At 39.8% G+C, this 19,632-nt stretch carries 16 protein-coding genes and 1 tRNA gene; 10 read left to right on the forward strand and 7 right to left on the reverse strand.

Going from position 1 to position 19,632, the window contains the following annotated elements; translation table 11 throughout:
• Positions 1 to 44 precede the first annotated feature (44 nt).
• From F1737_RS07815 to F1737_RS07825, 3 genes are all read right to left on the reverse strand, one after another.
• A complete protein-coding gene (locus F1737_RS07815) occupies positions 45 to 1,028 on the reverse strand; it encodes a phosphoribulokinase (RefSeq protein WP_317136028.1) in 984 nt (327 codons plus the stop codon).
• A gap of 208 nt (positions 1,029 to 1,236) precedes the next feature.
• Entirely contained in the window at positions 1,237 to 1,956 is a 720-nt protein-coding gene (locus F1737_RS07820) for an ABC transporter permease (protein ID WP_317136029.1), read from the reverse strand.
• Complete coding sequence (locus F1737_RS07825) at positions 1,953 to 2,882, reverse strand: ABC transporter ATP-binding protein (protein WP_317136030.1); 930 nt, start codon at positions 2,880 to 2,882, stop codon at positions 1,953 to 1,955. The genes F1737_RS07820 and F1737_RS07825 overlap by 4 nt, the downstream gene beginning before the upstream one ends.
• A gap of 360 nt (positions 2,883 to 3,242) precedes the next feature.
• On the opposite strand from F1737_RS07825, the gene F1737_RS07830 reads away from it, so the two are divergent.
• Positions 3,243 to 3,815, forward strand: a complete 573-nt coding sequence (locus tag F1737_RS07830; protein WP_317136031.1) for a helix-turn-helix domain-containing protein — start codon at positions 3,243 to 3,245, stop codon at positions 3,813 to 3,815.
• Between the two features lie 174 nt (positions 3,816 to 3,989).
• Complete coding sequence (locus tag F1737_RS07835; protein WP_317136032.1) at positions 3,990 to 4,412, forward strand: hypothetical protein; 423 nt, start codon at positions 3,990 to 3,992, stop codon at positions 4,410 to 4,412.
• Positions 4,413 to 4,624: 212 nt separating this feature from the next.
• Here F1737_RS07835 and F1737_RS07840 read toward each other — a convergent pair whose 3' ends face one another.
• The 3 genes from F1737_RS07840 to F1737_RS07850 are packed head-to-tail and all read right to left on the reverse strand — an operon-like array spanning position 4,625 to position 7,136.
• Positions 4,625 to 5,374: an MIP/aquaporin family protein gene (locus tag F1737_RS07840; protein WP_317137883.1), complete on the reverse strand. Its 750-nt coding sequence runs from the start codon at positions 5,372 to 5,374 to the stop codon at positions 4,625 to 4,627.
• A 12-nt stretch (positions 5,375 to 5,386) separates the two neighbouring features.
• On the reverse strand, positions 5,387 to 5,596 hold the full coding sequence (locus tag F1737_RS07845) for a DUF2180 family protein (protein ID WP_317136033.1): 210 nt from the start codon (positions 5,594 to 5,596) through the stop codon (positions 5,387 to 5,389).
• Between the two features lie 43 nt (positions 5,597 to 5,639).
• Complete coding sequence (locus tag F1737_RS07850; protein ID WP_317136034.1) at positions 5,640 to 7,136, reverse strand: DUF2193 domain-containing protein; 1,497 nt, start codon at positions 7,134 to 7,136, stop codon at positions 5,640 to 5,642.
• Between the two features lie 795 nt (positions 7,137 to 7,931).
• Between F1737_RS07850 and F1737_RS07855 the strand changes: the two genes are divergently transcribed.
• The 3 genes from F1737_RS07855 to F1737_RS07865 all read left to right on the forward strand — a co-directional run bounded on the left by F1737_RS07855 (position 7,932) and on the right by F1737_RS07865 (position 11,330).
• A complete protein-coding gene (locus F1737_RS07855; protein ID WP_317136035.1) occupies positions 7,932 to 10,109 on the forward strand; it encodes a methyl-accepting chemotaxis protein in 2,178 nt (725 codons plus the stop codon).
• A gap of 3 nt (positions 10,110 to 10,112) precedes the next feature.
• Entirely contained in the window at positions 10,113 to 10,610 is a 498-nt protein-coding gene (locus F1737_RS07860; protein ID WP_317136036.1) for a chemotaxis protein CheW, read from the forward strand.
• A 183-nt stretch (positions 10,611 to 10,793) separates the two neighbouring features.
• Complete coding sequence (locus tag F1737_RS07865; protein ID WP_317136037.1) at positions 10,794 to 11,330, forward strand: DJ-1/PfpI family protein; 537 nt, start codon at positions 10,794 to 10,796, stop codon at positions 11,328 to 11,330.
• Positions 11,331 to 11,514: 184 nt separating this feature from the next.
• Here the strand turns inward: F1737_RS07865 and F1737_RS07870 are convergent, their stop codons facing one another.
• Positions 11,515 to 12,345: a metallophosphoesterase gene (locus tag F1737_RS07870; protein ID WP_317136038.1), complete on the reverse strand. Its 831-nt coding sequence runs from the start codon at positions 12,343 to 12,345 to the stop codon at positions 11,515 to 11,517.
• A gap of 262 nt (positions 12,346 to 12,607) precedes the next feature.
• On the opposite strand from F1737_RS07870, the gene F1737_RS07875 reads away from it, so the two are divergent.
• From F1737_RS07875 to F1737_RS07895, 5 genes are all read left to right on the forward strand, one after another.
• Complete coding sequence (locus F1737_RS07875; protein WP_317136039.1) at positions 12,608 to 13,162, forward strand: DJ-1/PfpI family protein; 555 nt, start codon at positions 12,608 to 12,610, stop codon at positions 13,160 to 13,162.
• A 462-nt stretch (positions 13,163 to 13,624) separates the two neighbouring features.
• Positions 13,625 to 15,829, forward strand: coding sequence for a methyl-accepting chemotaxis protein (locus F1737_RS07880; protein WP_317136040.1), 2,205 nt, complete (start codon positions 13,625 to 13,627; stop codon positions 15,827 to 15,829).
• A gap of 16 nt (positions 15,830 to 15,845) precedes the next feature.
• Positions 15,846 to 16,319, forward strand: coding sequence for a chemotaxis protein CheW (locus tag F1737_RS07885; protein WP_317136041.1), 474 nt, complete (start codon positions 15,846 to 15,848; stop codon positions 16,317 to 16,319).
• Positions 16,320 to 16,454: 135 nt separating this feature from the next.
• Positions 16,455 to 16,529: transfer RNA gene (locus F1737_RS07890), tRNA-Glu, on the forward strand.
• A 360-nt stretch (positions 16,530 to 16,889) separates the two neighbouring features.
• A complete protein-coding gene (locus F1737_RS07895; protein ID WP_317136042.1) occupies positions 16,890 to 19,628 on the forward strand; it encodes a methyl-accepting chemotaxis protein in 2,739 nt (912 codons plus the stop codon).
• Positions 19,629 to 19,632: the final 4 nt, after the last annotated feature.

Here is a 19,632-nt window from a genome sequence, read left to right on the forward strand (position 1 = left end):
TTTAAACAGGTGAAAAATGTCTGCTACTTTCAACAAAAGAAACCTCACACACAAAAGCCGTCCCCGGACTCCTCCTCAATTGCTATTCTTTTGTTTATAATTCTCCATGAAAGCAGAAGCTGAACCATCTCAGTCGCTGTAACATATTCTTTTCCGGAATAAAGAGACACGGGTGTTACACCGGTCTGCTTTTCAATATTTTTCTCAAGACTTCTGATGACATCAAAGCTGAATTCACCGTCAAGGGAAAGGGCACCTAATCTTCTTTTGTCCGTGTTCGTCCTGTGAAACTCAAACAAAAAGTTACGGTCTGCAAGAGAGTTAATCGAGAAGAGATTAAAGTTCAGATTTATGTTTTTTATGGTTTTGTCAAGCCTGTTTTGGTACAGTGTGACATTATACACATTCCTCATGTTCTGGACCCTTTTTCCATAACGGGAATTTGAGATCCTTATTACCGCATCAGAATATTCAATCTGGGGTTTTACATAAAGTTCATAATCAACACTTCTTGCCTTTAGTTCAGCCATGACATCCTCTTTTTTATATCCCCTCTCCCCGACATCACGCCTTATCTTCCAGTCATATTTTACATCTTTATCAGGATTTACAAAAACCGTAAAGTCCATTAAAGAACGAAGTTCTTCCGTTGCAAAGGGATGGAGACCCTCTAAAATAATTATCTTTTTCGGGCTGAAAGGAACGGGAGGATCAAATCTTCCGTTTTTGTGGTTATAGACCGGCTTTTGTATGGGGAGCCCCCTTTTAAGCATCGAAACATGCTCTCTTAAAAGCTCAAAATTGTTTGCCTCAGGAGAAAGCGGAGTTACATTCCTCTCCTTTCTCTCCTCCCTGTCAAGAGTGTGATAATCGTCAAGGGTGATGGTGGATACAAGATTTTCCCCGAATATCTCCCTGACCGCACTGGTAAATGTGGTCTTCCCGGAGCCCGAATCACCTGCAACGCCGATTACAAACACACACGGTGATTTTGCAATAACATCCCTGAAGTTTTTTGTTTTTTTCATTCTACCGGCCTGTCTCCTTTTTTATATTATATCAGCGGGCTTAAAAACATCTTCACCTGAAAAAAGCCCTTTCTTCCGTTTATTAAAAAAAGGCATTGTGAGGCTATTTTTCAGTATGTAAAAATCAGCCCCTGAATATTTATGATTTACACAGAACCAGGACGTTCAAACCTTAATATCGCCGTCTTTTTTAAATCTGCAAAAAAAATCAGGGTAGTGTGGTTACAATCTTTTCCCTGTTTAAAAACCGGGTTAAGAATCCGACAACTGACAGCATAAGAATTCCAAAAAGAAACATGGAAAAGACTACAGTAGCCGATATTGCAATTACTCCTTCTGTTACAAGACTGTTGAAAACGGAGATTACTGCAATAAACCCGACAATCAGTGCAATGTTAATTATCTGGTTCTCCTTCATTCCCAAAAGAAGCTGGACAAAACCCAAAAGGCCAACTGCACATGCAATGTAGACCGGGACCACTATCAGTATGTACAGGAACATGACAGGTGAGGGCAAAACCAGAAAATCAGCCTCCATGTTTGAAAGACCCACAAGTATCCCGGCGATCAAAAGAGTTACGCCATATGAGGGAATCATAACTCCCAAAACCTTCCCAAGCCAGATGTCCCTTAACGGCAGAGGTGAGCAGAGCAGTGTTTCGATTGTGCCCTCAAGCTTTTCACCGAGAAAGGCCTGCGAAGAGAAGAAATATCCGGTAAAGACACCTAAGACCAGAACAAGATACATAATAAGGGAATCAAGCGAGGATATGATGCTTTCAGGGTTTTTCTCAACAACAGACATTATAGCACCAAGAGAGGTCATCCCCCCAAAAATACCCATGAAAAGCACAGCGCCTAAAATAAGTCCCCTGTTGTTTGCAATCTGCCTGATCTCTTTTTTTGCGACAACCATTATCGGATTCATAATTCCGCCTCCTCTTTCATAACTTCAATGTAAATATCCTCAAGAGAGCGTTTGCCCTTTACAACCTCTTCAATATTAATTCCTGCACTGCAAAGACCGGATATTACACCTGATGCCGATTTCCCTGAAAGTGCTATCGAAAATCCGTGCCCGGTCTTTTTAAAATCAGAAACATCCTGCATAGTGGAAACAACAAAACGAGCCTGCTCTGACTGAAGAGAATCGGACAGAGTAATATTTAAATTTGTAACACCGCTGTTTTTCCTGAGATTTTCAACAGAGTCAAGAGCCTTTATCCTGCCTCCGTGAAGAATTGCCACACGGCTGCATATCTTCTGGACTTCGTCAAGGTTGTGAGAACTCAGAAATACCGTCATCGATTCATCTTCAGACAGATGAAGAATAAGGTCACGCACCATCTTCTGTGCCTCAGGGTCAAGTGTTGAGGTAGGTTCATCCAGAAACAGAACTTCGGGCCGGTGCAGGATTGCCCTTGCAATGCCGAGCTTTCGTTTCATTCCGGTTGAAAATGTTCCGACAAGAGTATCCTTTCTCGATTTCAGATCGGTAAACTCCAAAAGTTCCACTATTCTTTCTTCAACGTCCGGAATACCATAAAGCTCTGCATAGTATTTCAGATTTTCATAGGCACTTAGCTTATCAAAAAGACCGTTGTTTTCAAATAAAACACCCACACGTGCACGGGTTTTATCACTTGTCTCAAGGGAGTTTTCAAACACAAGGGCACTCCCGGAGTCTGCCTTTAAAAGTCCGAGTATTATCCTCATGCTTGTTGTTTTACCGGCACCATTGGGACCTAAAAACCCAAATATCTCTCCCCTGAACACATCAAATGTTATTCCGGAGATGACCGGTTTTTTATCAAAGGTTTTTTTCAGATCTGTTACAGAAACGACTTTTTCCATATTTTTTATTCTCTCTCAAAAAAAAGATCTTCTAATATATATGGATGTCAGATAGACACGGTATCACACCATAACCCGATAAACTTCAGCGAAGGGTTTTAAGCCGCCCAAATATAATTTCAATTTCTCATTGGACAATTATATGCCCGCCTGTCTGGTTTTAACACCGGGGTTTTTTATCAGAAAGCCTGATTGTTTGCTCCAGATATATTAATATAAATTTAATATGTATATTGGAATGCATAATGCATTAACAAATTTAACTAAAGCATTAGATTAACAGATAAAAAAGGGAGGATAAAGGACATGTCATTCAATGTGACTTATTACTTTGTCATCTCAGTCTCCGGGGGGAATAAATTGAATAATACATCTTCCACTGCAGAAGATGAGATCAAAACTTTTGCAGGGAAAAAACACGAGGATATTCTTATATCAATCCTGATGCTGATAAAAGATGATCCAAGAGGCCTTACCATCTCAGACATCGCGGAAGAGATGAAACTTAACAGAAACACAATCAGGAAATATACACTCATGCTGACTGCCGGCGGATATATTGAAGAAAGGACCTGCGGTCATACCAAGGTATTCAATATATCAAACAGAATTCCACTCACAGGAATGATTGAATTTACTTTTGAGGGGGTTTTGGTGCTTGATCAAAAAGGAGTACCGGTTTATAAAAACAGGGCGGTTACAGAATCACTGATGCTAAAAAATATTGATATTTCCATGATACTCTCAAACAAATTAATAAAAGATGCTTTGGAAAAAGCACCACAGGAAGGAATGACTGACCTGGAAATAGAATACCGCACAGAAAAAAACATTCACAATATTTTCTCGGTGAGGGTTTTACCGGTAAATTCCTTTAACGGCGATAAAATGACAGCCTTATGCATAGAGAAGAAAAAAGAAAAGAATTCCTAAAAATAATCTGAAAATCAGATCAGAGATGCCGGTTTAACAGACAATAACCAGGATTTAAGAGAGCATTTCGCGATAAAACCATTCTTCCAAACAAATTTTTTCACATTAGTTTATATACACCTCAAAAAATCAGATCAGCACATTAGATTAAACTTGAGGTACAAAAACTCATACATGGAAGAGATGCCAGAATACCAGATCTGTATGAAGTGCGGAAAGAGAAGCACCCCGTATATGAAGAATTGCTGGAAATGCGGAACACCGTTTTTTCTTGGCGGTGAAGACTACTCTTTAATTAATCCAAATGATGCTGTAAAAGAAGCAGTGGAAACTGTGGAACCTGTTATAGAGGTTGAAGAAATAATGCCATGCAAACTCGACGAGATGGGTTTCTCCGACAAAATTTTTGCATACAGCCTGATGTTTCGTGGAGATATTATCGTAAAATTCTGCGGATGTGAGAAATGCAGGGATGCTTACCGCGATCTTCTGGCATTCTTCAGGGAATGCAGTCCTGAAGATGAGGCTATTATAGAAGAGGTAAACAACACCGATTTCAAGGATGTTGCAATCGATCTCTCAGTCTACGGATTCTGAACTTCACGGGAATCACGTGGAATAAAAAACATAACTTTTTTGCAGCGTATTTTTTTAAAATAGTGTTTTTAACTTTTTTTATATTCCTGCACAGATCATCAAATAATAATCAAGGATGCCGGATACATCCGTAAAACTCAATATTCAATTTTAACCCCGTTTTATACAAAATTATTGAAAATTATACAAAAAAATTAAAAATATGGAATTTTTTATTCCGTATCTTCCGCTGTTATCCAGAGATACAGAAATGCCGCAAGAACAGCACCGATTATTGGGCCTGCAACATATATCCAGAAGGATGCAAGCACATCGGGTCCTCCAAGGAGAAGATCTGCCATCATCGGACCAAATGAACGTGCAGGATTAAGCGAAGAACCGGATATGTTTCCAATAGTCGTGATTACTCCCGCAACAGTCAGACCGATTACTGCCCCTGCAATCCCCGGTGTTACCTTTTCGTCAGATGCAACCGCCATGATTACAGACATCAAAATGAATGTTCCGATGATCTCAGCCAAAAGTGCGGAATATATGCTTATTCCGGGAAAAGGTGCTGTTGCACCAAGTCCCCCGGTCAATACAGCACCCTGGCCTGCACAAATAGCAAAAAGGACACTTCCAATAAATGCACCCGCCATCTGTGCCAGAACATATACAACCATATCCTTTGTTTCAAATTTACCCGACACCCAGAGGGCAATTGTAACCGCAGGGTTGATATGGGCACCTGAAATCCTGCCAAAGGCATAGATTGACGCCATTATGGCAAATCCGAATGCAAGACCTATTGCAAGCCAGTCACCAAGACCTCCCAGAAAACCTATACCTATCGAAAAATCATTGGGAGGTGTCCCTCCGTTTGCAAGCATAAGTGTAATGGCAGCTGCTCCCGCACCAAAGAACACCAGAAACATCGTGCCCAGAAGTTCAGCTGAAAACCGTTTTCCCAAAGAAGCCATTGCCATTTTAAATCAGCTCCTCTTTACAGCCTCATAACAGTCGGGACAGAGAATGCGGGGTAGTGTTTTACTCACTTTCTTTGCAGGAAAAGGATATCCGCCTTCCCACATCTCCTGTTCTTCCCGTATGGCATGTTTCATACAGACACCCATCCCACAGACTATACAGATTGCAACCGCTTCTGAATCATAACCTTCCTGAGCACAGACATAACATTTCATCTCTTTTAACCTCCAAAAAATTTTAGAAATCTTTTCTGATTTCTCAGACTGCCTCTCTGTACTGGCAGTATTCATGGCGGAAGTCAACGCATGATGCAGATGCACAGTTCTTGCATGCACGAACAGGCGCTGCCGCTGTATTCTTGTCAAGTGCAACCACATTTGTCATCAGTGTGGCTGTTACAGGCTCTGATGTCAAAAGACACGGATAATCAGCGAGACTCATCATTGCGGCGAATCTGACCGTTATCGCACATGCAGGATATACATAACGCTGCGGATTCTGTATAACATCATGTGTCTGGACAGGAATCAAATCAATCGGGAGACCGCTTATGTTCGGCCTCATCGGACTGGATGTTCCGTTTTTAACCTTCCTTGCCCTGTCCATTATGTTCCAGCCGCGGTACACCATGTCCATGAAGTCACAGTTGTGAAGTTCTGCCGCAGCTCCTCTTGTCGGATAGAGCTGGACAAAATTGTGGAATCTGCGGGTTAGGAATTCAACAACTGAAGGTCCGTTGAATCCGTCAAGTTCAAGGATATACTCAGCCGCTGCAGCACTCGAACCGGTTGCAAGGGAAAGAACCTGATTTACGCTGTTGAATTTGTCAACATTCTGCCGGAGCGAGTTTTCAATGACATCAGTGACAGCTTCGATTATTCCCATAACCATGTCATCCTTGCACATGTTGTAAGTTGACTGGGCAATGTGGTGGGCGATGTCGCCGACACAATATGCAGGAACAGTTACAATGTTTGCGTAATGGACACCGTCATCGATTGCCGCCTTTACATACGGCTCCATCTCTTTACGATAGTCCCGCATGTATTTCCTGACATCAAAGGAATCCATGTTTACAGAGTCCATTAAATCAGCCTGTGCCGAAACAGGACTTTCATAGATATACTTCAGCTCTTTTATTTCGTTTGAAACGGCATCTGAAAGGGTTTTTCCGTCTTCCACATCGTGTGCAAAGACATCTCCGACACCATAAGAAGTATTCATACCCCAGGATTTTGCAGCCAGAATTGCTTTCTTATGATCCTGCGGGATATCAGTTTTTGTGAGTATCTGATTGACCACATTGCTTGTACTTCCCGGAATCAGTGCAAAATCAACTACGCATGTGGGACCATAAAATCCGGCATACCTTCTTGCCGATTCAAGACCGATTAGTGCCTCAGATTTCCCGATCTGTTCGATGAATTTGTCAACACTTTTTTTGAACCCTTCATCCTCTTCACAGAGAATTTCAAGTACTACCGGTGTCTGATAATGCTCAACATAAGGGTCATCCTCGGGTTTTACAAAGTTTGTAAGAGCCGTGAGTGTATCAAAATGTGCGTTTACCGAATACTTATGAAGGTCTATTACCGCCTTTGACTGTCCTTCACCAGCTGTCATTTTATTGACAGCATCAACATAAGCCTGCCCGTCTTTTACTTTAAAGTCAGTACCTCTTTTGGCTTTTAGAACGGAAACATCAGCACGCTGTGCACCCATTGCTTCATCAATCATTTTCTGGTAAATTGACATTTTTTAATACCTCCTGTTAATGTGGGTGAATGTCTTCTGCCTCCATATAAATCTAATTGAACGATAAAAGTTTTAACAAAGACCCGGGAGTAATATTTCAGGAAAAAATATCAGGTGACAGGATTTTTCAAGGCAAACTATTATCTTAACCAAAAGAGGATAAATGTTTTAAATTACTAAAGTTCATTTGTTGCCAAAAATACCCTGTGGAAATCATCTTACTACTTTTAATCATAAACGTGCGAAGACTTTGTATCCAACACTTCTTCACATAAAAGTGCGAGTAATATTTTCATCAGACAGTCTTTGAAATATTTGTTTCATAAAGGTTTTTTTGAATTATTTCTATCATGTATTGAAACTCCCCCGCTTCATGCACAAGAGTTTGGAGTTCCCCTGTATACCGTTCATCTAACAATTTAAAAAAATGAAAATTTAGCAAAATCATCTATTTTAACAATCAAAAACAACTCACAACTATTTTTATTATATAAATAATCCTACAGGCCAATAGATAATTATATTTAAGCATAACGTATTAGACAAATATTAAAAAATAATCAACCAAAACATATTTTAAACAAAATTTTAGGGAATTTGCAGTAAAATCATCTTAAAAGATCAAATCAAAAACCTTATTGTAATGATTAACGAATATGCCCACTGTAGCATTTATACAAAAATGATGTGCAAAACATCACACATCATTAGATGTCAATAATCAGGAGAGGAGGGAAGGCACCAGCCAGTCCCGCAAACAGCTACGTATTGAAAAACTAACTGGAAGCGAACTGCATGAACAAATCATTAAACATCGAAAAACTTGGAAATGTATTAAATGGTAACTACACCATCAGATTCGACGAAAATACCGAAGAGGAAGATCGCATCCTCTTTAAAACACTCAACACATTACTCGACAGACTCGAAGAACAGGAAAGGGTTGCAAAAAGATCACAGACAGTTATCTCAAAAAGCCCAATCCCTATGCTTATTTTTGACAGCAATTTCAATGTCACAGATGCCAATCCCGCATTTTTCAGCCAGACCGGATATACAAGGGATTATCTTATCGGAACAAATGCAAGCAGTTTCAAACTCACAAATGTCGAAGGTGATTCATTCCGTCAGGTAAAAGAGACGAAAAAAACCGGAAGCGCCAGAATGAATTTTGAAATTCCTCTTGGTGTGAAGATATACGAAAGGCATCTTATACCCTACCTTGATGAAGAAGGAAAAACCAGAGGGTATTTCGGAATTTATTTTGACATAACAGAGGTTGAATCACAAAAACAGAAAGCAGAAAAACTCCGGCTTTTATCGAATTATTATGAGAACAACCTAAACTCCGCCATCACCACATTAAACTCAGTATCAGCCGGAGAAATAAATACCCAAATTAAGAAACCAAAAGCAGATGAAAATTTTCCAAATGCATCCGAGTACTTCACTGCCCTTTATGCGGGCATTGAAAATATCCGAAGAGATTATGAAGTAATCCCGGACATTGCTGATCTTATGGCAAGAGTTGCCACCAATGACTACACTAAAAAGCTGACCGGAAACTACACAGGAGGCCTCAAAGATATTGCCGATTCCGCCAATATGATGGTAGATCATATGGTTCTCATCCAGGAGACAGTTGAAGATCTTGCTGTGGGAGATTTAAGCAAACTCGAAATTTTCAGAAAAATAAAGAAGGAATCTGAAAACGACAGAATCGTGCCGGGATTCACAAGACTAATGGAAAACCTGATAGTAATTGTGGATGAAGCAGAATATCTTTCTAACGCAGCCAAAACAGGAAATCTAAGTGCACAAGCAGACATGAACAAATTTAGCGGAGAATACAGGAGAATTGTTGAATCTTTCGTAGAACTGGCAAGAGCCCTCCTGATCCCCCTGAATGAAGCCAGAAGAATGGCTGACGGACTTTCCAAAGGCGATTATACAACAAGGTTTAATGAGAATATTCATGTTGAAAATGACCTGCTGGACTTTAAAAATGAGCTGAATGCTATTGCAACCGAAGGAACGGAGATGATCAAAAAGATAAAAACAATCTCCACAAATGTCAATTCAAGTTCAGTTGAAGTCGCAACAGGCGCCGGAGAGATTTCAAAGGCAGTAGAACAGGTTGCATTAAACAGCCAGCAGGGTGCAAACCTGACAAACAAACTTCTCTCGGAAATAGAAGGAGTATCAAGACAGATTGCAGACTTCTCTGCCGCCAACGAAGAGATTGCAGGCAGTTCACAGCATGTTCTTGCAGGAGCTCTTGAAGTTGTTAAAAACGGTGAAGAGGCCCAGGAGCTTGGAAAGAATACAACCGGCAGTATGGCTTCAGTAAAGGACATTACAGCAAAAAGTGTCGAGGAGATAGACGAACTCAATATTCAGATGCAGGAGATCAACAATATCGTTAAACTCATCACCGAAATTACAAACCAGATTAATCTGCTGGCACTAAACGCTGCAATCGAAGCCGCAAGAGCAGGAGAACACGGAAGAGGATTTGCAGTTGTTGCAGGCGAAGTCAAAAACCTTGCAGTCGAAGCCAGAAGTGCAACAAACCATATAGACGAAGTTATTGAGAGAGTCAAACTAAGCAGTCAGAACACCGCAAAGGCAATCAGCAGTGCACACAACGAGGTGAACAAAAGTGTTGAAGATGTTGAAAAAACAATAGATGCACTAAACAGGATAGTAGAAGGTACAAACGCGGCAACCGAGGCAATCGGCGAAATCACAAAGACTCTTGAAGATCAGGCAAATATTGCAACAAATGTTGTCCAGGCAGCAGATGCCGGAACAGAACTTACCATGCAGGTTCAGTCACAGGCAGAAGAGCTTGCGGCACTGGCAGAAGAGGCCAGTTCATCAACTGAAGAAATTACAAGTGCAATACACGAAGTCAGTATGATGACAAAGGAGCTTGAGGATTCAACCAATGCGTTTAAAATAGAGGGATAAATCATGTCTGCAATCGGCGTGGTAAAATTTGAAATAGGAGGGACGCTCTACGCAATTGACATAGATCTTGCAAGAGAGATTGTCGAGATGGTCCCAATAACACCGGTTCCAGGAGTACCACAGGAAATTGAAGGAATAATAAACCTGAGAGGAGAGGTCACAAACATCTTAAATCTCAACAAATTTCTTGGACTCTCAGATGCCAAAAACCCTGAGGAGAGAAAGATAATTGTCCTTGTTCCTGCCAGAACAGGCAATTCCAATACAGGAATTATTGTAGACAACGTACACAGTGTCATTCAGGCTTTTGAAACTGACATTGACCCGATTGACAATATGATCTCAGAAGAGGCATATGTAAAAGGAGTAATTAAACAAATCTCAGAAGATGGTAAAAGCCAGGAACTGATTATCTGGATCGATCTGGGAAAAATTCTGGATACAATTTTATTTAACAGATCAAGAGACAATTCTGAAGAAAAAAACACAGCATCAACCTGAAAAAATATCATAAAAAACCAACTTAAATTTTTTTTATTCACATCTGATTTTTTAAATTCAGGGAACCGCCTATCACAGATATAATACCTTCAAAAAATTATATCAAATAATATATTTTTACCAGTCATTAGAACACCAATAAATATTTTAACATACACTATACGAAAAAAGGAGGTTTGTTTTATGACTGAAACAAAAAAAATTCTCATTGTTATAGCACCTGTAAATTTCAGGGATGAGGAGCTTTTTGAGCCATTAAAAGTTTTTTCTGACAATCATACCCCGTATGAAATTGCTTCCACAAAAACCGGAGAAATAAAAGGAATGCTTTCGGGAACAGCCAATGCAACACTTACACTTGAGGAAGTATCCCACAAAGGATGCTGTACGGCCTACAATTCACTGCTGATTGTCGGTGGTTCGGGTTCGCCCGAATATCTCTGGAACAACAAAGGCCTGCATATGATTGTAAGGGCATTCATCAGGGAGGAAAAAACGGTGGCTGCAATATGCCTGTCCCCAGTTGTTCTGGCAAAGGCAGGAATACTAAAGGATAAAAATGCAACTGTCTGGCCCGATGAAAAAGCAATTCATGAATTGATGGCAGCCGGCGCAAAATATTCAGACAACCCGGTTGTAAAAGACGGTCTTGTAATTACGGCAGACGGACCTAAATCAGCCACAGAGTTTGCAAAACAGATAATCAAAGCAATAATGTAACTGGTTTAGAAATTATATAAAAATAGCATCGACATTTTTACCCACAAAAAATAAGCATACAGAAAACACGGGACAAAGTCAAAAAAGCTTTGACAATCACAGGGATTGTCAACCGCTTTTTTTATTTTTTGGCGTTCGGAATTACATCTATTGACGTAATACCAGATAAATTATTTTGAAACACTCACCCGCCCTTTAAAACCACAATCTCAGGCTGACGCATAAATCTCAGTTCAAAACCATGGATTAAAGGGTAGTTATAAGAATTCGTCCCAACACCCCTGCTGATATATGCCTTTTTTCCCTCCCCCTGAATTTCCCCAGAATACATATAATATCCAAGCCATTCTCCGGGACCGCCGATTAACGGGAAGGAAACCTGCCCCCCGTGAGTATGTCCGCACAACATAAGATCATAATCCCAGTCAGCCATACATTCCGGTTCGTGAAGAAGCATCACAATATATGTCCCGGCATCCTTTGGGTAGTCTGGCACTTTTGTCATACCGGCAAGACAATCCTCAAGACCCACAAGGAGGACCCTCCCGCCACTCAGGTCAACATAACTGTATTCATTTCTCAATACAGAAATCCCAAGCTTTTTTAGCCGTTCTGAAACCACAGATGCATATTCATAATCATTTGAACCGTCACAAAGGGCCGATACATCATAGCCTTCGACATCCAGATTTATCATACCGGAATTATAGTATTCTCTCATAAACTCATCTCTTCCGGTTAGAGAATGATAATCGTGATTTCCCAAAACAGCGTACATGGGAGCATTTATTTTTGAGAGAAAATCCAGATATATCACAGATTCGGGATAACTTCCGATGAAATCCCCACCCATTAATACAGCATCAGGTTCAATTTCATTTATTTTTAAAACAACTTCTTCAAGAAAATCAAGATTGCTCTCCTTTACATGCAGATCAGATATAAATACAACCTTTCCGGGAAGTCCGGAGACATATACCTCACTAACAGATATCATCCGCGGTTCTGTGAGCATGCAGAGAAAAATAAAAGCAGAGAATAGCAAAATCAGACTTATTGCTACGCCACATAACAAAAGGCCTGAAATATTTCTTTTCCCCCCCGAAAAAACCATTCTGTTAAACTTCAGGCTCCACCCATATAATAATTATCACCGGCATCCCCATCCAGACCGGGGATTGCAACAACATCATTGTCTTTAAAAAAAACACAGGAAAAATATAATACATTTCAGCCACTCTATATCCATTTACAATTTGCCGGGGGGCCAATATTTTATGAAAAAAGTTAAAAAAGTGCTTATTGTTATACCGCCTGAAAAATATGAAAATGAGGAACTTTTGAATTCTCTTGCAATTTTTGATTCCGCAGGAATTCTTTATGAGATAGCATCTCTTGAAAAAGGAGCGATAAACGGGCATCCTGTTGGGGTCGCAGAGGCAACCGAAAAACTTAATGATCTGCATAAATCCGCTACAAAGGATTACAAAGGGATATTAGTCATCGGAGGCCCTCAGTCCAGGGATTATCTGTGGAATAATGGAGAACTTCATAAAATTATCAGAAATTTTGACAAAGAAGGACTTTTAATCGGTGCCGTCTCAAATTCCGTACCGGTTCTTGCAAATGCAGATATTTTAGTCAGAAGAGAAACAGCAGCACCGGATGATCAAGAAATTATTCATCTGCTAATAAAACGTGATGCCAGATATCAGAACATGCCGGTAGTTTCAGATGAGCATGTCATAACTGCAAAAAGTACAGAATATGCATCGGAGCTTGCAAAGAGAATGGCTGAAGCAATACTGATTACTCCTGAAATTACAATATAAATCGGGATATGATAATTAAAAAGGCTGCAAATTTGTATCATATGATAAAAAGTACCAGAATATGCCATTTAGAGAACTTATTGCAAAATCTGCACACATTATTTTTCAGACCATTATCAAAACTAATATTATCCCGCATATTCATCCATATAACTTATACAACAAAATCCGGGTTACAGAGGCAGGATTATCCTTTCCTAATTTAAAATGTCAGTGATAATCCTTTTGGATAAACCAATCGCCAAAGCTCCTGCCAGGATTTGAAAAATATCAGACAATGTACAATTTCTTTCAAATTAAAACCCGTAAATCCTTTTTTAAAGAAATCGCCGCGATAAAAACCATTATATAATGATCAAATCTATTCACTGTTTATCCCATCCAAAAACAAGTAACAGGGCATAGACATGATAACAAAATAGTCAGTTCATCCATATGCCAAAACAAGTGAGGTCGATTTAAATGGAAATCAAAGAGATTGATGAGATAATAAAAGCATTTTTAAGCGGAAATCAGGGAAAAAGGGTAATTGCGGAAGATCTTGATCCGCCCCTCAGGGAACTTGGTAAAACAATAAACAGCCTTATGGAAAGCCATAACTTTTTACTGCAGGCGGTTATGAAAACACCTGTGGCGATGGTGCTGTTCGATCCAAATCTGTCGGTTGTCAACGTCAATGAGGAATTAATGAGCCTTAGCGGATATTCAAGAGAAGATCTGACAAAAATGAATATTTCGGAGTTTACAAAAACATTCGATTTACAGCGTCTCGAAGGCTACGGAGCAAAGGATGCTTTGGAAAGCAAAAAAAAGATGAAAGGCAAATTCCGGATGACATTCCAAAACGTCAACAAAATAATTGAAGTCAATAGCATTCCCATTCTTGACGATCAGGGAAATGTTCTGAGTATCAACAGTGCTTTTATCGATATAACTGAAATCGAAGAGAAAAAAGCATGGTATGAATCTATCCTCGATTCAATCCCTTTCCCGGTCTCGGTAACAGACCTGGACATGAACTGGGCATATTTAAACCCGGCAACCGCAACAATGGCAGGTGTTGATAAAAAGGAGGCCCTTGGAACCCAGTGCAGCAGGTGGTCTGCAAATATCTGCCAGACACAAAACTGCGGTGTCGAATGCCTGAGGAGAGGGCAGGAAACAACCTATTTTGAACAGGACGGCGGAAATTTCATGGTAAATACTGCATGGGTAAAAGATGTTGAAGGAAATAAAGCAGGCCATGTTGAGATCATCCAGGACATCACCGCAACTACAAGGGTTTCTGAATATCTGGAACAGGAGGTTGCAAAGATTGGAGAGGATCTTGCAAAGATTGCCGCAGGTGATCCCAATCTTTCACTCAAAGTAGGAGAGGCGGACAAATATACAAAAGAAGTTAGGGAGAAGTTCGTCGAAATCTCGGATTCAATCGCCTCTGTTCAGAATACTCTCCACTCACTATTCGGGGAGATTGAAAAACTTGTTGAAGCAGGAATTGAGGGAAAACTGGATGTTCATGCGGACAGCAAAAAATATAACGGTACTTTTGTGGATCTTGTTGAAAACCTGAACAGGCTGATGGAATCAGTCGCCCTTCCAATAAACGGTGCCATGGATGTGAGCAGCTATTACGCAAAGGGTGATTTTACTGCAAGATTCCCGGAAAATATTTCTGTCAAAGGAGATTTTGAAACTTTTAAAAACGCTCTGAATAATATAGGAATTGCTGTTTCAGAAAACCTTGCCATTACCGGAAATACAACGAAAAATGTAGTGATTAATGCCGAAGAAGTAACCAAAGGAGCAGACGAGGTTTCAAAAGCGGTTGAAGAGGTTGCAAACAGCAGTCAGAGAGCATCAGAGCTGACAAGGGAACTCCTTGCCGCCATGGAGGATATTAATCATCAGATTGCAGATCTCTCAGCATCAAATGAAGAGATTGCAAGCACATCACAGGAGGTCTACAACGCCGCCAACCACGTCGTTGAAATTGGAAAAGAGGCACAGGGGCTTGCAAACGATACCAACCATAAAATGGGCAATGTGGAAAGGATTGCAAAAGAGAGTGTCACTGAGATAAAAGACCTGACAGAAAAGATCAAAGAGGTCAACAATGTTGTCAAGCTTATCAACAACATCACAGGCCAGATCAATCTGCTTGCACTTAATGCCGCAATCGAAGCTGCAAGAGCCGGCGAACACGGCAGAGGCTTTGCAGTTGTGGCAGGAGAGGTTAAGAATCTTGCAGGCGAGGCAAGAGCAGCAACCGATTCGATTGAAAAGGTCGTCTCAACAGTTCAGATAAGCAGTGAAAAAACCGCATCTGCAATTACCGCAGCAAATGAAGAAATTATCGAGGGTGTCGGGAGTGTGAATAAAACTCTTATGGCGCTAAATACAATTATCACAAATGCAGGTCAGGTCACCAATGATGTCGGTGAGATTACAAAGGCAATTGAGGATCAGGCAAATGTTGCCAACAATGTGGTCAATTCAACTGACAAAGGTGCGGATATGACAAGTAAAGTCCAAAAGGAGACTGAAGAACTTGCCGCACTTGCAGAGGAGGCAAGTGCTTCTGTGGAAGAAATCGGAAGCGCCATGCATGAGGTCAATATTCTGATTAAGGACCTTGAAGAAGCTAATTCAAAATTCAGATACTAACAGGAGGTTTTTAACAATGCCAACAACGGATTTGGTTCAGTTTGAGATATCGGGGATCCATTATGCCCTCGATATCCACATTGCAAGAGAGATTGTAGAGATGATCCCAATAACCCCCGTCCCAAGAGCACCGCCCCATATTGCCGGAATTATCAATCTAAGGGGTGAGATTACAAACATTTTAAATCTGAATTACCTTATGGGACTGCCGGTTAAAGAGAATGTTTCAGGCCAGAAAATAATCGTTCTCGTACCGGAGGCAGCAGGAGGATCCAATGTAGGCCTTATTGTCGATGATGTTCAGAGTGTTTTGCAGATCTCAGAAGAGGATGTGGATCAGATGGATGAGACAATGTCTAAAGAGGCCTACGTTAAAGGAATTATCAAACTCGGAAAAGAAAAGGACGAGAAGAAAGAGCTTGTTATCTGGATAGATATTGCAAAGATTATATCTGACACCCTTGGAGAGACAGAAAAGGAAGCCAGATAATCTCTTTTTAAACCAATTTTTTGAAGTCTGCCCGGAAAAGATCTGCTCCGTTTATTTTGCTTAAAAAAACATGGGCAAAATGCAAATAAGAATTTTTAAGTAATCATATGGGCAAGATATTTAGGCACAATTTTTGCTGATATAGTGTAGCTCGGCCAATCATGCAGGACTCTCACTCCTGTGACTGGGGTTCAAATCCCCATATCAGCACTGTTTCTTTATTCATTCAAACAGCAATTTTAATAATTTTATCAGGAATTCAATAAAAAGGGCCACAATAATAATTTTCAAAGACCATTATAATAAACCAAAAATTTTTACAGCACGGATTTATTTGACGCATCCATATTTTTTAAAATACAAAACATATTTGCAATATTTTTCACCCAAAATCATATATGTCGAATGAATTTATCTCGTTTTTAAAAAAATGAAATAATATTTCGTAAATTGTAGTAGCAGAATAATATCATATAAATATGTAAAAAATCAAAAAAATGATGCAATTATTTATGATATGCATAATAGATATAACGGTGAGCATATCTCTTTTGCAGAAGGAATGAAAAAATGGATATTTCAAAACTCGAAGATGCAATAGATGCAGCAATTTTAGGAAAAACACAGCAAAAACTGGATATAAATGAGCTTGAGCCAGGTTTTAGAACACTTGGTAAAAAAATAAATTCTCTGATTATAGAAAAAGAAAAACTGTATCAGTCAATAAAAAAAATGCCGATACCGCTTGGAATTACAGATACCAATTTTAACATTTTAGATGTCAATGAGGAATTTATCGAACTTACAGGATATTCTGCCGACAAGCTGAAAGAAATGAATATTTCTGATTTTTATTCACACTTTGACCTTAAACTCATTGAAGGAAAAGGCACAAAAGAAGCAAGAGATACAAAATCAAAAGTCTCCGGCAAATTCACAATGAAATTTAAAGGAGTGGACAAAGTAATCGTAATTCACAGCATCCCCTTTCTTGATGAGTCAGGGAATGTTGCAGCCCTTAACACAGCGTTAATAGATGTAACAGATATTGAGGAGCAGAAAGTCTGGTATGAATCAATTCTTGATTCACTCCCTTTCCCGGTTTCAGTCACTGATATGAACATGAAATGGCAATATCTAAATCCCCTTGCCGAGTCCGCTTCAGGAATCAGCAAAAACGAGGCAATAGGCACACAGTGCAGCAGATGGAATGCAAATATCTGTGGAACAGGAAACTGCGGAATAGAGTGTCTTAGAAGAGGAAAAGAACAGACTTTCTTTGATCAGGATGGTAAAAACTTCATGGTCAATGTTGCCTGGATCAGAAACATGAAAGGCGAGAAGGCAGGCCATGTCGAGATTGTCCAGGACATTACAGCCACAAAACGGGTTGCCGACTATATTGAAACAGAAGTAAAAAATATTGGATCAAATCTTGAAAAAATTGCTGCCGGAGATTTAAACCTTGATCTTACAGTAGGGGATGGAGACGAATACACAAAGGAAATCAGAAAAGATCTGCTGTCAATGGCCGATGACATCAGAACAGTCAATACATCCATAAAAGGCGTAATATCAGCATCCACAAGACTCGGGAACGATATTGCAAAGGGCATAATGAAGCCTGTCGATTCTTATGAGTTTAATGGAGCATATAAAGAACTGATTGAGACATTAAACACCATACCACTGAATTTAAAAGAGCCGCTTGATATCAATCTTGAATATATAGAAAAAATAGGAAAAGGAGAAATCCCTGAGAAAATTTCAAAGGATTTCAACGGAGGATACAACAATCTTAAAATAAACCTTAATAACTGCATAGAAGGACTTTCAGGTCTTAAAGAAGCAGAGGAAATCATCAGGCTGATGGCCGTAAACGACTATACAAGAAAGATAGAAGGAAATTATCAGGGAATTTATGGAAATATTGCATCAGAGATCAATAATGTCCAGGCAAGACTTCTAAATGTAATTGATGTCTGTGAAAAGACAAGCAAGGGCGATCTCTCAAAACTGGATGAATTTAAAAAATTAGGCAAAAGAAGTGATAATGACATCCTGATTCCCTCACTTGTCAGAATGATGGAAGCCCTGAAAAATACAATTACAGAGATTTCAGTCCTTTCAGGAGATATTGTTGAAGGAAAACTGAGTACAAAAGCTGATCATTCCAGACACTCGGGAGCATTCGCAGATTTGATTATTGGTGTAAATGAACTTCTTGACGCCATCATTCTGCCAGTTAATGAAGCAATTAGAATGTCGGATAATCTTGCAAAAGGAGATTTTACTGCAAGGTTCAATGAAAATATCTCTGCCAAAGGAGACATTCTTTCCTTTAAAGAAGCACTCAACAATGTTGGAGATTCTGTGTCACAGGCCATAGGAGAGGCAAATAAAATCGCAGAAAATGTCGCTATTGATTCAAATGAAGTTTCAAAAGGAGCAGACGAGGTCGCAAAAGCAGCTGAGGGGGTTGCAACTACCAGCCAGAAGACAGCTGATCTTACAAGAGAGCTTCTTGCAAGCATTGAAGAAGTAACATTAAAGATTTCCGATCTCTCTGCATCCAATGAGGAAATTGCAAGCACATCACAGGAAGTGTTTAAAGCAGCAAATCAGATTGTCGATATTGGAAAAGAGGCACAGGGACTTGCAAACGACACAAGTAATAAAATGGGCAGTGTTGAAAAAATCGCAAAAGAGAGCGTGGAAGAAATCTATGATCTTACTGATAAAATTAAGGAAGTCAGCAATGTTGTTAAGATGATCAATGACATCACAGGACAGATAAACCTCCTTGCACTCAATGCTGCCATTGAAGCCGCACGTGCAGGTGAACACGGAAGAGGATTTGCGGTTGTTGCAGGTGAGGTCAAAAACCTGGCAGCAGAAGCAAGAGCAGCAACCGATTCAATTGAAAATGTTGTATCAATGGTTCAGGTTAGCAGTGAGAAGACTGCAAACGCAATCAATAATTCAAATAATGAGATCGTTGATGGTGTAGAAAGTGTCACAAAGACAATTGAGGTGCTTAATACCATCATCAGAAACGCAGGACAGGTTACAGGTGACATCGGCGAGATCACAAAAGCAATAGAAGATCAGGCAAATATTGCAAACAATGTTGTAAATTCAGCAGAAAAGGGCACTAAAATGACCAAGGAAGTTCAGAATGAAGCAGAAGGTCTTGCCGCACTTGCAGAAGAATCAAGTGCATCTGTTGAAGAGATTGGAAGCGCAATACACGAGGTCAATGAACTCTCAAACAATCTAAAGACAGTCATGGGAAATTTTAGAATCTGAATAT

Source organism: Methanoplanus sp. FWC-SCC4 (assembly GCF_032878975.1).
Taxonomy (GTDB): domain Archaea; phylum Halobacteriota; class Methanomicrobia; order Methanomicrobiales; family Methanomicrobiaceae; genus Methanochimaera; species Methanochimaera problematica.

Bases quoted from the DNA above. Each gene is read 5' to 3' on its own strand.
- F1737_RS07895 (WP_317136042.1), top strand. From the start codon at position 16,890: ATGGATATTTCAAAACTCGAAGATGCAATAGATGCAGCAATTTTAGGA.
- F1737_RS07835 (WP_317136032.1), top strand. From the start codon at position 3,990: ATGGAAGAGATGCCAGAATACCAGATCTGTATGAAGTGCGGAAAGAGA.
- F1737_RS07885 (WP_317136041.1), top strand. From the start codon at position 15,846: ATGCCAACAACGGATTTGGTTCAGTTTGAGATATCGGGGATCCATTAT.
- F1737_RS07865 (WP_317136037.1), top strand. From the start codon at position 10,794: ATGACTGAAACAAAAAAAATTCTCATTGTTATAGCACCTGTAAATTTC.
- F1737_RS07880 (WP_317136040.1), top strand. From the start codon at position 13,625: ATGGAAATCAAAGAGATTGATGAGATAATAAAAGCATTTTTAAGCGGA.
- F1737_RS07840 (WP_317137883.1), bottom strand. From the start codon at position 5,374: ATGGCTTCTTTGGGAAAACGGTTTTCAGCTGAACTTCTGGGCACGATG.
- F1737_RS07860 (WP_317136036.1), top strand. From the start codon at position 10,113: ATGTCTGCAATCGGCGTGGTAAAATTTGAAATAGGAGGGACGCTCTAC.
- F1737_RS07815 (WP_317136028.1), bottom strand. From the start codon at position 1,028: ATGAAAAAAACAAAAAACTTCAGGGATGTTATTGCAAAATCACCGTGT.
- F1737_RS07875 (WP_317136039.1), top strand. From the start codon at position 12,608: ATGAAAAAAGTTAAAAAAGTGCTTATTGTTATACCGCCTGAAAAATAT.
- F1737_RS07855 (WP_317136035.1), top strand. From the start codon at position 7,932: ATGAACAAATCATTAAACATCGAAAAACTTGGAAATGTATTAAATGGT.
- F1737_RS07845 (WP_317136033.1), bottom strand. From the start codon at position 5,596: ATGAAATGTTATGTCTGTGCTCAGGAAGGTTATGATTCAGAAGCGGTT.
- F1737_RS07850 (WP_317136034.1), bottom strand. From the start codon at position 7,136: ATGTCAATTTACCAGAAAATGATTGATGAAGCAATGGGTGCACAGCGT.
- F1737_RS07820 (WP_317136029.1), bottom strand. From the start codon at position 1,956: ATGAATCCGATAATGGTTGTCGCAAAAAAAGAGATCAGGCAGATTGCA.
- F1737_RS07870 (WP_317136038.1), bottom strand. From the start codon at position 12,345: ATGCTCACAGAACCGCGGATGATATCTGTTAGTGAGGTATATGTCTCC.
- F1737_RS07825 (WP_317136030.1), bottom strand. From the start codon at position 2,882: ATGGAAAAAGTCGTTTCTGTAACAGATCTGAAAAAAACCTTTGATAAA.